We start from the raw sequence: 13554 nt of genomic DNA on the forward strand, positions 1-13554 counted from the left end.
CGTCATGTTCATTTAAGCGTACGCGTCACTTCTTGTACAGTACCAAAATGATAATTATCTAACGCACCTGGCAGTGCTTTAATGATGTCTGACATAACATGTGTATTATAGGCTAAAGCTGCACCAACTTGCACAGCACTTGCGCCTGCCATCATAAATTCCAGTGCATCATCCACTGCTTCAATACCTCCAACACCAATAATTGGTATCGAAACTGTTTGTGCTGCTTCGTAAACAAGACGTACGGCAATCGGATGAACAGCTTTACCCGACAGACCACCCGTTCCGCGGGCTAATTTTGGTTGGCGTTTTTGTAAATCAAAGCTCATACCTGTCACTGTATTAATCAGTACGATACCGCTCGCACCGGCAACTTCTACTGCTTTAGCAATTGGTCTAATATCAGTAACATTGGGTGATAATTTTGCATAAATTGGCAAATTCGTCACCTTTTTAACAGACGTAATCACTTCTGATGCAGCTTCAGCGGACACACCAAATGCCATGCCACCACGATCAACATTTGGACATGATAAATTGACTTCAATGGCAGTCAGGTAGGCGGTGTTGGTTAATAATTGTGCTAACGCCACATACTCATCAACCGTCTCACCGGCAATCGACACCATAACCGGCAAGGCATTACCATATTTTGCCTTGATAGCTGGTAAAAAATCTTTTAAAACATTATGGATGCCAGGATTAGCAAGTCCAACCGAATTCAGGAGGCCACTGGGCAATTCAACCGTCCAGGGTTGTGGATTTCCTGAACGTTCAGCCCATGTCACTGTTTTCGTAACCAGTGTACCAGTTTTTTCGATGTCATAGCCTTCATCTAAACCAAAGTACACAGCACCCGATGAATTCATTATGGGATTCTTCATGTTTAAACCAGGTAATTCAACGGATAAACGATTCTTTATTGTCATGATTCTCCTAATTGGTACTTATTGCAGAAATTTTCAACGCACATATTTCATTTCATTTCATTCACAGTAAAACTACGACTTTCAAGTACATCGACAAATGCTTTAACGGTATCCAATGCTGTAAATAATGGTACGGCATTTTCAATTGCCGCACTGCGGATTAATCGACCATCTGATTCGGCACGGTCATCTGCTTGAGTCGTATTAACCACAACTTGTAATTTTTGAGCTCGCAAAGCTGCCACTGAGTTATTATCAGATTCAGAAATTTTATCCAATATTTCAACTGGCAAGTGCTGAGATTCAAGATATGCTCCAGTACCCGACGTTGCAAACAGCGCAAAGCCCAAATCGTTAAAACGCTTTGCCAAACCTAAAGCTTCTTCTTTATCTTCATCAGCTACTGTCAATAAAACATTGCCATATTGTGGTACTTTGATGTTCGAAGCAATAAATGCCTTATATAATGCTTTTGGTAAGGTCGTGTCAGATCCCATCACTTCGCCGGTAGATTTCATTTCTGGGCCAAGCAGAGAGTCAACGTGAGGCAGTTTTGTAAATGAGAATATTGGTGCTTTAACATGAACCATATCATCAGCTGGTATTAATCCTGTTTCAAATCCCATATCTGCGAGTTTTTCACCTAGCATCACTCGTGTTGCGAGTTGTGCTAATGGTAAATGTGTCACCTTAGAAATAAATGGCACTGTTCGTGAGGCTCTAGGATTGACTTCAATGACGTATGCTGTATTCTCATGAATGACAAATTGAACATTCATTAAACCAATTGTGTGCATTGCTTTAGCCAAATTGATTGCGGCTTGTGACATTTCGTCTTGTACTTTTTGTGATAAATATTGTGGTGGGTAAACAGACATTGAATCGCCAGAATGGACGCCAGCTCGTTCAATATGTTCCATAATACCAGGAATCACTGCAGTTTCGCCATCCGATAAAACATCCACTTCAGCTTCTTGTCCCACTAAATAAGAATCAATCAATACAGGATGATCATTAGACACCTTAACAGCACGTTGCATATAATCCTGCAACTCTTCATCTGAGGACACGATTTCCATTGCACGGCCACCTAGAACATATGATGGTCTGATTAACACAGGATATCCGATAAGTTGTGCTGCACTCAAAGCGTCTGCCACTGTTGTCGCTGTTTTACCAACTGGCTGTGGTAATTGCAGTTGCTTGATGACTTGATCAAAAGCTTCTCGATCTTCTGCACGATTTAAATCTGCCACTGTCGTACCAAGAATAGGTACCCCGTTATCTTGTAATGGCTGTGCCAAATTAATGGCCGTTTGCCCACCAAACTGAACGACGATACCAATTGGTTGTTCTAAATCATAAACATTCAAAACATCTTCAAGTGTCAGTGGTTCAAAATATAGTTTGTCAGATACTGAAAAATCTGTAGAAACTGTTTCTGGGTTGGAATTCATAATGATTGCTTCATAGCCGGCGCGCTGAATTGCTTTAACAGCGTGAACTGTTGCATAATCAAATTCAACCCCCTGCCCAATACGAATTGGACCAGAACCTAGTACAATGACCGACTGCTTATCAGATTTAACTGACTCATTCTCACGCTCATACGTTGCATAGTAATATGGTGTTTGTGATTCAAACTCAGCCGCCACAGTATCTACCATTTTGTAAACAGGCAAAATATTTTCTTGCTGGCGTAATTGACGAATTTCAGCAACTGTTTTGTCCCAGATTCCTGCAATAGTTTCATCAGCAAAACCATTCTTTTTAGCATATAGTAAGGTATCTAAGTCACCAATTTGTTTTGCCAACTGATTCTCAATTTCAATAACATGTAATACCTTATCTAAGAAAAATGTGTCAATCAATGTTTTTTCATGAATTGTTTCAATCGTCACACCACGGCGTAATAAATCAGCAATCATAAACAAACGATCATCACGAGCTGGCATTAAAGCATCTAGCAATGCGGCGTCTGACAAATCATCAAAGGTAATATCATTTAACCCTATTGCACCAATTTCAAGTGACCGTACAGCCTTTAGCATGGCTTCTTCCATGTTACGCCCAATGGCCATTACCTCGCCTGTAGCCTTCATTTGCGTACCTAAATGGCGATCAGCTGTGGCAAATTTGTCAAATGGCCATCTCGGAATTTTAAAGACAACGTAATCTAAAGCAGGTTCAAATTCAGCCTTAGTTGTGCCAGTAACTGGATTAATAATTTCATCTAACGTCAACCCCACACCAATTTTAGCTGCCATTTTTGCAATCGGATAACCTGTAGCCTTTGATGCAAGTGCTGATGAACGTGATACACGTGGATTAACTTCAATAATATAATATTTATATGAATGTGGATCTAGCGCCATTTGAATATTAACGCCACCTTCAATTTTCAGAGCACGAATAATTTTCAAAGCCGCATCTCGCATCATTTGTACTTCACGATCCGACAAAGTTTGCACCGGTGCAGTAACAATTGAATCACCTGTGTGGATGCCGACTGGATCAAAATTTTCCATCGAGGCAACAACTAGCGCATTATCATGTGCATCTCGCATCACTTCAAATTCAATTTCTTTATAACCAGCAATAGAACGTTCAATTAAAACCTGTGTCACTGGAGACAAGTCTAACCCATTTGCAGCAATGTCACTCAATTCAGCATGATTATTTGCAATACCACCACCAGTACCACCAAGTGTATAGGCCGGACGCACAATCACTGGATAACCATGCGTATCAGCAAAATCCAATGCTTCTTCAAGTGTTGTTGCAATAGTGGACTCAGGGATGGGTTCATGCAAGCGTTCCATTAATGCTTTAAATTCTTCACGGTCTTCTGCCTCTTCAATAGCTGATAACTTGGTACCTAATAGTTCAATGCTTAAGTCATCCAAAATACCTGCTTCAGACAAATCCTTTGCCATATTTAACCCAGTTTGACCACCTAACGTAGGCAAAATAGCATCTGGGCGTTCCTTGCGTAAAATACGTTCAATAAAATCAATCGATAACGGTTCAATATAAACTTTGTCAGCAATTTCAGCATCTGTCATGATGGTTGCCGGATTAGAGTTGACTAAAATAACATAGTACCCTTCCTCTTTTAAACTTAAGGCAGCCTGTGTACCAGAATAATCAAACTCTGCGGCTTGTCCGATGACAATAGGACCAGAGCCAATAACCAGTATTTTTTTTATGTCAGTGCGTTTAGGCATTTTGTGGTGTCTCCTTCTTTGCATCTGCAATCATGTTTAAGAAATCATCGAATAAATATTCAGCATCATGTGGACCTGGCGCTGCATCTGGGTGAAATTGCACTGAGAAGGCATGATGACCTTGCAATCGCAACCCCTCAACTGTGTAATCATTAATTTCTTCATGTGTCACAACTAATTCAGTTTTTGCTAGACTGTCACGGCTAACAGCATAACCGTGATTTTGCGACGTAAAGTCTAGCCGATCATGTGACAAATGACGTACAGCATGGTTAAAGCCACGATGTCCAAATTTCATTTTGTAAGTTTCAGCGCCATTCGCTAATGCAAACAATTGATGTCCTAAACAAATACCCATTAGTGGTAGCTGTTCCTGTAAGGTTTGAATAGTTGGAATAGCATAGGCTACGTCTTGGGGGTTCCCTGGCCCATTTGATAACAAAATGCCATCAGGATTAGCAGATAAAATTGTCTGCGCATCAACATTTGCTGGAAATACCATCACGTTAACACCTCGTTTGGCCAAAGAACGTAAAATTGAATTTTTTAATCCAAAATCAATTAACGCAATTGAAACGCCATCCGTAGGATTCTGATATTGCGTTTTCGTTGTTGCTTCAGCTACCATTGACGATGATGGGGCAAAATTTTTGACTTTATCAAACACGTCTTCAGTTATTTCATTCACCAAGGCGGCTTTCATCACGCCCTGATCTCGTAATTCTCTAGTCAATGCTCGCGTATCTACACCAGTAATACCTGGCATATTCGTTCGTTCTGCCCATGACTCCAAGCTCATCGTTTGACGCCAATTGCTTGGCCGGCGGGCAATTTCATGAACAACAATAGCCGATGCAGCTGGTCTTAAACTTTCAAAGTCATCACGGTTGATACCATAATTACCAATTAAAGGATAAGTAAAGACAATTATTTCGCCACGATATGATAAATCAGTAATTGATTCTTGATAACCAGACATACCTGTATTAAAAACCAATTCGGCAATCACATCCACATCTGCACCAAAGGCTTCTCCTTCATAAACTGATCCATTTTCAAGTATTAAGTAACGCTTTTTCATATCTCATTATCCTCGTTATTTTTTATACGACACAATTCATTGGGTTACAATTTGACCGTCAACCCACGTTGCAATAGTTTTACCATAAACATTCCAGCCAACAAAAGGTGAATTCTTTCCCTTTGATTGAAAGTCACTAGTTTCAATTTGGTAGCTATTTTCAAGATCAAATAGTGCTAAATCTGCTGTTTCACCCACTTGAACACTTGTAGGTGCTGCTTTAAGCTTAAAAGCTTGTACTGGTGAAACCACCATACGCTGTATTAAAGTTTCAAGCGTCATCACACCGGATCTCACCAAGTGTGTATAGAGCAGTTGAAAACTCGTTTCGATTCCCGTAATGCCAAATGGTGCGGTTTTAAATGACTGCGCTTTTTCCAACGTACCATGCGGCGCATGATCGGTTGCAATCATGTCAATCGTGCCATCTAATAGGCCGGCAATTAACGCTTGCCTATCCACTTGTCCACGTAGTGGTGGATTCATTTTAAACTGGGCATTATCCTCATGAATATCTGTGTCAGAAAGTAACAAATGGTGCGGTGAAACCTCTGCCGTGACGTGAACACCTTCTAATTTAGCCATTCTAACTAATGCAACTGACGTTTTCGTCGAAATATGTGCAACATGATAATGAACACCAGTTGCTTTAGCTAATACCAAGTCCCTGGCTAATTGTGAACTTTCTGCTAAGCCAGTAATGCCTGGCAACTCTAATTTGTCAGCCTGATCACCTGCATTGATGACGCCTTTATGCAGTAATGATTCGTCCTCCAAATGTGCAGCTAAGGGTCTGTCAGCACGAGCAGCCAGCAGCATCGCTTGCAACATCGTATCAGCAGTTTGGACACCTTTACCATCATTACTAAATGCCGCCGCACCAGCTGATGCCATACCAACCATATCAGACACCTGATGTGATACTAAGTCAGGTGACACCGCACCGTATTGTTCAATGTGGATTACCCCGTGACGTTTGTTTAACGCCACTTGTTCAGAAACACGTTCAGGTGTATCAGGCACAGGATTTAAATTAGGCATGGCTATCACTGTCGTAAAGCCACCATTTGCTGCTGCTTTTGAACCACTTGCAATTGTTTCCTTATAATCAAAGCCTGGTTCACGAAAATGTACATGAACATCAACAAGACCCGCTGATAAAAAAGCACCCTTGGCATCAAAAACATCACCAGATAATTCAATATTCTCAGCGACTTGAACTATCATCTTGTTATCGATTAATACATCACGTGTCACAAGCTCATGATTTTTTAAAATTTTTACATTTTTAATCAGTTGCATCATCCACCTCCATTATATATTCCAACATGGCCATTCTTGCAAATACGCCATTAGTCATCTGTTCAAAAATTCGAGATTTAGGTGCTTCAACTAGTTCATCAGCAATTTCAACATCTCGGTTAACCGGTGCAGGGTGCATCACAATCGCATTTGTTTTCAATTTACCGTACCGCAGCAAGTTTAACCCAAACTGATTATGGTATTTTTGGGTTGAAAAACTTTGATTTTCTGTTTGTGTAATGCGTTCATGTTGCACCCTTAAGAACATCACGACATCAAGTTTAGGCCAGTCCTGATCAATCGGCACAAAGTCACCGAATTGTGCAAGATCTGGAACATACCAACTTTCAGGTCCAGAAAACGTCACGTGCACGCCTAAACTCTGCAACACCTCAGCATTTGAACGTGCTACTCGTGAATGCATGAGGTCACCAATAATTCGAATATGTAGCCCATCAAAATGACCAAATTGTTCATAAATTGTGACTAGATCGAGTAAACTTTGCGATGGATGTTGTCCACTGCCATCACCTGCATTAATTAGCTGTGGTATTTTATGACCACCTACGTTTAAAACATAATCGTACCAGTTATTCATCTGATGCCTAATCACAGCAACATCAACACCAATGGCCTTCAACGTTTTTAAAGTATCTACCAAACTCTCCCCTTTTGACATCGAGCTATGTTGTGGATCAACACTTATTTGCTGAAAGCCTAATTTATTTTCTGCCATTTGGAAACTACTATGCGTACGCGTAGAATTTTCAAAAAATAAATTACTAACGGTTAAAGTTGTCTTATTAGGCTTTATGCCTGACTTAAACTCTAATGCGCGTTTCACTAAGTTTAGCACATCACGTTCATCTATTGCATTTATATTCAAAAAATGTCGCATAAATCTCCTTTTTATACAAAAAACCACGTAAGCCAGTAGCTTACGTGGTTTTAGATATTTGAGAAAAAGTATAGAGTCTTCCCGTGTCGTCTAAAAGCCTTGCAAGTCTCTCTGGACTCAATTAAAGGTCTTATCGTTCTTATTATGTTATCATTTTTAAAAAATTTATGCAAATTTAATTGTCAAAAAAAACTTTACGCTGTTGATTAATATTTTTTTTAGCAGTTTTATCTGAGTTCCAAAACGGTACAATGACTTTTCCAGAAATATGTTTTGCATCAACAAAACCAAAGTAACGACCATCATTAGAAACTGAACGATGATCCCCCATCACAAAATATTTACCTGCAGGTACTTTTTCTTGATTACGATCTTGTTTTTGCCATGTATCTGCAGATGACAAGGTTTTCAATGTCCACTGATTACCAAAGGACATTTCAGTTCCCAATGTTCGCTCATTGATATCAATGTAATTTTGGTTAATCACACGCCCATTAACATAGAGATTAGAATTTTTATACGATACTGTATCGCCAGGTTTGCCAATAATACGTTTAACATAATCTTTCTCACCCGGTTTAACCTGAGGATCCTCGTGTCGTGCGTCAAATACAATAACATCACCGCGTTGATACTTTGTTATTTTATCCAATAAAACTAACTCGTTGTTTTGTAGATTGGGCATCATTGATGGCCCGTTAACACGTACAAACGCAAATAGAAAAGTGCGAACTAATAACATGACAACAAAAGCTACCAGAACAGGTAATACCCACTCTTTTAAGAATATAACAAATTTATTTTGCATAATCATTCTCTCTTTTTATGTACAAAACGATCACAAGGATCGTTTTTAAGAACTTATTGGCGTAATTTTGCGTAAGCTTCCGCTACCGGTTTAGTCACGATATCATTAACTTCTGTTAATAATGTATTCAATGCCTGTTCTGCTGTTAACAACACTGTAATCAAATCATTCTTTTGAACGTCAGCGGCTATAGCATCCCATTCTTTTTCTTGTTCTGGGCTTGGTTGTTGTTGCATTTGCATCATTTGCTGAACGGCAGATTGCACTGCTTGGAAGTGACCAAACAAGGCCTTAGCCTCTTCATCATTTTGTATAGCATTGAAAGCTTCTTGCCAGGCGGTATACTGCTGTGTTTCTTTTAATACATTCGCCATCTCGTTTGCGTTGTCGTAAATATTAACTGTCATGTTTTCCATCCTTTGTCTACTTTAACTAACTGTTCTTTATTGATTAAAATCATTTAGTGATGTACTAATTGCCACCAAACAATCCCTTTACAGTATGCCATACTTTATTAGCGCCTGCCACTGCATGGTCCACACCATCAGAAATATTTGATCCAATATTGGACCAATCAAAGCCCTTATTTGTATCTGAATCATCGCGATTACTGTTAGGATTAGTCACAGTAAAATTCGTACCAGGTGTATTTGGTAATACCTGCTCTAATGATGTTTTGACGAGTGGACCCATCGTTGCCGTTAACCCAAGTGGTAAGCTATTATTTTCACTGTTTGAATCCAGACCCATCCATGTCGCTTGAACAACATCCTTTGTGTACGCAAGTGCCCAAGAATCCTTTGATGAATTTGTATTTTCAGTGTTTGCTGGGTTTTCTGTTGTCCCTGTTTTACCTGCAATTGTATAGCCGACTGGTGCAGAACCTAATCCTGTCCCATTTGTATATGTGCCAAGCATCATTCGCGTCATATTATCAGCAACGCGCGAACTAATCACTCGCTTTTGTTTGGCTTTCGGTTTGCTAATTATCACTTTACCAGTCGCATCTACAATTTTGGTAATGAAGTGCGAGTCACTCATCACACCATCATTAGCAAAGGCCGTGTAAGCCTGTGCCATTTGCATTGGCGAGACCCCAACTGTTAAACCACCTAATGCTATTGCAAGATTATTTTTATCCTTATCCGATAAGTCTAGACCAAATTTTTTTGCACTATTATACCCAGCATTAACACCAATTTTATTTAATAAATAAACTGCAGGCACATTGTATGAATGTTCTAGCGCCTCATACATCGTGACATCGCCTGTCTCCACATTCGCTGCATTATGGACAGACCAACCATTCGTGCCAAATGTACGTGTCATATTTGGAAAAGAACTATCAATGCTGTAGCCTCGCTCTAACGCGGGTGCATAAACAACAATAGGCTTAATAGCTGATCCAGGTGATAACTTTGACTGCGTTGCATAATTGAAACCACGGAATGTATGTGTTGCTTCGCGTCCGCCTACCAAAGCGCGAACGCCACCCGTTTTGGCATTTAAAACAATACTTGCTGCTTGCGCATCGGTGTTGTAATTAAACATCGCATCATTATCAAAGTCATTTTGTAAATTCGTTTGATCTTGTTGATTTAACGTCGTATATATTTTGTATCCACGGTTCATAACATCAGCTTCTGTTAAACCATAAGTATGAATAGCCTCATTAATCACTGAATCAAAATACCACGGATATTTATATTTATTGCTATTATCATAAGTGTCATTCAAAGTTATTGATGTCGCTTTTGCAACTTGAAGCTGCGATTGAGATAATTTTTTGTTTTCAACCATCGAATTTAACACAACATTACGTCGATTGATTGCTGTTTGTGGATGATCAATTGGATTATATAGCGTAGGGCTCGGTAGCATCGCAGTTAATGTTGCTGCTTGTGACGTTGTCAGTTCACTGGCATGCACACCAAAATACTTTTGTGCAGCATCTTCCACGCCCCAAACACCATGACCAAACCATGCATTATTCAGATACATCGTTAGAATTTCATTTTTTGTATAATCTTGCTCAACTTGCATTGACAAGAAAATTTCTTTGGCTTTACGCGTTATCGTTTGTTCTTGCGTAAGATAAGCGTTTTTGACAAGCTGCTGTGTCAGAGTTGATCCACCACCAGCAATCGCCGATGACCCTAATAATTTATTACGTACATTAAGCGCTGCCGCTCGAACGATACCTTTAACCGAAAAACCGTATTCATGATAAAAATTACGATCCTCACTAGAAATAACGGCGTCGCGCATGTTTTGAGAAATACGATTATATTTAACGTAGGTTCCTTTTTGAGAATATAATTCTCCAGCCGCAGCACCAGAATCATCGTAAACTGTCGCAGTTTGGGCTAGTGTCGCTTGTAAATTTTTGACATGAGCTGTTTTAGCAACAATTACCAAGTAAACACTCATAGTTAAAAAAAATGCCAAGAAAATAACAAGTAACAGTCTACCAAACTGCCATCGCTTGGCGAAAGGTCGAAATTTTTCTTGTATATTTTTAATGATATTTCTTAACCATCTCATAAATTAACCTATCAATGCAGACCAACGCGCGGTTAGCACTTCTGCACTTGCTTCATCTGGACTTGTCACATAAATTGTATCAAATCCTGCTAACGTAGCGATGACCTCCGGTAAATTAGCATCATCAATAATGCCGGCAACTGCATTACCGCTTGAATCAGTCGTTTTAATAATTGTCATAAATTGTACGCGACGTACAAAGACAGCATATTCCGAAATGGCTGCATCAACAGCATTTTCAGTCACAACAACTTCAGGCACTTCTCCCTGATCCTGTAATTGTTGGTAACGCAAATCACCATTAACATCTTTAATACGCACAACACCAAGTGAACGAATATCACGTGAAACTGTTGTTTGTGTCGTTTCAACCTGCTTTTTTAAAAGCTCAACCAGTAACTCTTCTTGGCTAAGAATTGGTTTGTTTTGAATAATGTCAAGAATTAATTCTTGACGTTGTTGTTTTGAAATCATCTGTTTCTCCTAAATGAGAATGAACTACAACATATCATGTTGACCTGTGTTGCTTTTATTCAAACCTACATTTCCTCTGGTGATTTAACACCTAACAAACGTAAGCTCTCTGACAAAACGATTGTAACGGACTCGACTAATGCCAGCCTAGCATTTAATTGGGCATCATCTGCTAAGATTTTTGAATTAGCATAATACTTATTAAATGTTCGTGCTAATGTTAACGCATACTTGGCAATGATACTTGCCTCTCGTTGTTGCCAAGCACGTTGAACGGCTGTTGGGAAGGCATTGAGTGTTGTGATAATATCCCAAGTATCAGCGTCATTTAAGTTCAGATCATCCCCAATTTTAGTGACATCAGCTTTACGCAAAATAGACTTTGCACGCGCATTCGTATACTGAACATAGGGGCCAGTATCCCCTTCAAAACGGACAACTTCTTCTAAATTAAAATCAAAATTATTTGTTCGATCATTCATCAAATCATGGAACACAACCGCTCCAGCACCAACTTGTTCGGCTACGACTTCTTTATTTTTTAATGCAGGGTTTTTTTCTTGAATTTGTTTTAGAGCTAAATCATGCGCATCATCTAACACGTCTTTTAACAAGACAACATCACCTTTACGCGTTGACATTTTCTTACCGTTAAAGGTAATTAATCCAAATGAAATATGTTCAACATCGTCAGCCCAATCAAATCCCATAAGTGACAATACTGCTTTCATTTGCACAAAATGCTCACGTTGTTCGCCACCAACCACATACAATGATTTAGCAAAACGATAAGTCTCTTTACGGTATACTGCTGCCGCCAAATCACGTGTCATGTACAAAGTTGCGCCGTCAGAACGCTTTATCATAGCAGGCGTCAAGTTGTCATTAATCGAAGATAAGTCAACAATCTGTGCACCTTGTGATTTAACCAAAAGTTTTTTGTCTGATAACATATCAACAACTTTATCCATTTTATCATTATAAAATGCTTCACCGTTGAAAGAATCGAATTCAATGTCTAAACGATCATAAATGGCAGTGAACTCTTTTAATGATTCAGCACGAAACCATTGCCATAGTTTGTGCGCTTCTTGGTCACCATTTTCTAATTTTTTAAACCAAGCGCGTCCCTCATCATTTAGACTGTCATCATCCTGAGCTTTTTCGTGAAATTCAACGTAGTAACGTAACAGCGTCGCAATGGGGTCGGCTTTCACCTCTGCTTCGTTTCCCCATGTTTTATAAGCATAAATCAACTTACCAAATTGCGTGCCCCAATCACCCAAATGATTGATTTTTACAGGAACATAGCCATTTTTTGCTGTAATATTTGCCAACGCATTCCCGATGACAGTTGACCGTAAATGTCCCATTGACATTGGCTTAGCAATGTTAGGTGATGACATATCAATTGTCACATTAGCACCGTTACCTGTCGTATGACTGCCAAAATTAGCTTGTTCAGTCAGAATTTTCTCTAATGTATGCCGTGAAGTGACCTGTTTATCTAAGAAAAAGTTGATATATGGTCCGGTTGCAACGACCTTTTCAAAACCTTCTTGATCAATTTCAGTCACTAGTGCCGCCGCAATTTGTTGTGGCGCTTGATGCCGTGTTTTTGCTAACGTAAAAGTTGGGAAAGCAACATCACCCAGATCAGTGGATTTTGGTGCTTCTAATTTCTCAGAAATTTGTTCTAAGGTGAAATCCGGTAATACTTTTTGTAGCGCTGAAACAACTCGTTTGTTTTCTAACATCTTCTTTATTCCTTTTTTCTATTATACCGTATTTGGTTCATTAAATAAAAAACACGCCTCTTGTCAAAAATAACAAGGGACGAGTTCTTTACCCGCGGTACCACTCTAATAGCTTTCGCCACTCAATAATATAAAATTAACTTAGTATACGCGATGTGTTATCTATGGCCTGACTTCCACCCTCTCAGACTCGCTAAACAAAGATTTTATTTACTCTTCTACATCAGCTTTCTTTTCAGGCGCTGGTGCATGCTTAATGACCTCAATTTCATCCATTCTTACAACAGCACGATGATTCATTTCATTCACTGTTGGTTGATCAGAAGGATCATTTTCTGTAATTTCAACTAATAACGCATTTTCATATATTTTTTCCACTTGTCCAGTAAATGGTTTTTCTAAATTACCATAAGCTGGTGCAAGTAAGACATCACCAATATTAAACTTTGAGGCCTTGCTTTCTTCTTCGTCTGCCATTTTTTCAGCGTGTTAAGTTTTTAAACCCACAATCTAAGTTAAGCATGCTAATTGCAA

General features: G+C 39.3%; 11 protein-coding genes. All 11 read right to left on the reverse strand.

Annotation, left to right across the window (positions count from 1 at the left end; all coding sequences use genetic code 11):
* Positions 1 to 8: 8 nt before the first annotated feature.
* The gene (locus tag LKI_RS01635; RefSeq protein WP_013102391.1) at positions 9 to 929 is read right to left on the reverse strand and encodes a dihydroorotate dehydrogenase; all 921 of its coding nucleotides are present in this window, start codon (positions 927 to 929) and stop codon (positions 9 to 11) included.
* Between the two features lie 47 nt (positions 930 to 976).
* Positions 977 to 4156: a carbamoyl-phosphate synthase large subunit gene (carB, locus tag LKI_RS01640; protein WP_013102392.1), complete on the reverse strand. Its 3180-nt coding sequence runs from the start codon at positions 4154 to 4156 to the stop codon at positions 977 to 979.
* On the reverse strand, positions 4149 to 5237 hold the full coding sequence (locus LKI_RS01645) for a carbamoyl phosphate synthase small subunit (protein WP_013102393.1): 1089 nt from the start codon (positions 5235 to 5237) through the stop codon (positions 4149 to 4151). The genes carB and LKI_RS01645 overlap by 8 nt, the downstream gene beginning before the upstream one ends.
* 36 nt (positions 5238 to 5273) lie before the next feature.
* Entirely contained in the window at positions 5274 to 6539 is a 1266-nt protein-coding gene (locus tag LKI_RS01650) for a dihydroorotase (RefSeq protein WP_013102394.1), read from the reverse strand.
* Positions 6526 to 7437, reverse strand: a complete 912-nt coding sequence (locus LKI_RS01655) for an aspartate carbamoyltransferase catalytic subunit (RefSeq protein ID WP_013102395.1) — start codon at positions 7435 to 7437, stop codon at positions 6526 to 6528. The genes LKI_RS01650 and LKI_RS01655 overlap by 14 nt, the downstream gene beginning before the upstream one ends.
* A 175-nt stretch (positions 7438 to 7612) precedes the next feature.
* On the reverse strand, positions 7613 to 8245 hold the full coding sequence (gene lepB / locus LKI_RS01660; protein WP_013102396.1) for a signal peptidase I: 633 nt from the start codon (positions 8243 to 8245) through the stop codon (positions 7613 to 7615).
* 53 nt (positions 8246 to 8298) lie between these two features.
* Complete coding sequence (locus LKI_RS01665) at positions 8299 to 8652, reverse strand: YlbF family regulator (protein ID WP_041762535.1); 354 nt, start codon at positions 8650 to 8652, stop codon at positions 8299 to 8301.
* Positions 8653 to 8716: 64 nt separating this feature from the next.
* Positions 8717 to 10789, reverse strand: coding sequence for a PBP1A family penicillin-binding protein (locus LKI_RS01670; protein ID WP_013102398.1), 2073 nt, complete (start codon positions 10787 to 10789; stop codon positions 8717 to 8719).
* A 3-nt stretch (positions 10790 to 10792) separates the two neighbouring features.
* Positions 10793 to 11263, reverse strand: a complete 471-nt coding sequence (locus LKI_RS01675) for an arginine repressor (RefSeq protein ID WP_013102399.1) — start codon at positions 11261 to 11263, stop codon at positions 10793 to 10795.
* A gap of 65 nt (positions 11264 to 11328) precedes the next feature.
* Entirely contained in the window at positions 11329 to 13020 is a 1692-nt protein-coding gene (gene argS, locus LKI_RS01680) for an arginine--tRNA ligase (RefSeq protein WP_013102400.1), read from the reverse strand.
* Between the two features lie 210 nt (positions 13021 to 13230).
* Positions 13231 to 13497 carry a hypothetical protein gene (locus LKI_RS01685; protein WP_013102401.1) on the reverse strand — a complete coding sequence of 89 codons (267 nt, stop codon included), beginning with the start codon at positions 13495 to 13497 and terminating at the stop codon, positions 13231 to 13233.
* Positions 13498 to 13554 lie beyond the last annotated feature (57 nt).

It is taken from the genome of Leuconostoc kimchii IMSNU 11154 (assembly GCF_000092505.1).
Classification (GTDB): Bacteria; Bacillota; Bacilli; order Lactobacillales; family Lactobacillaceae; genus Leuconostoc; species Leuconostoc kimchii.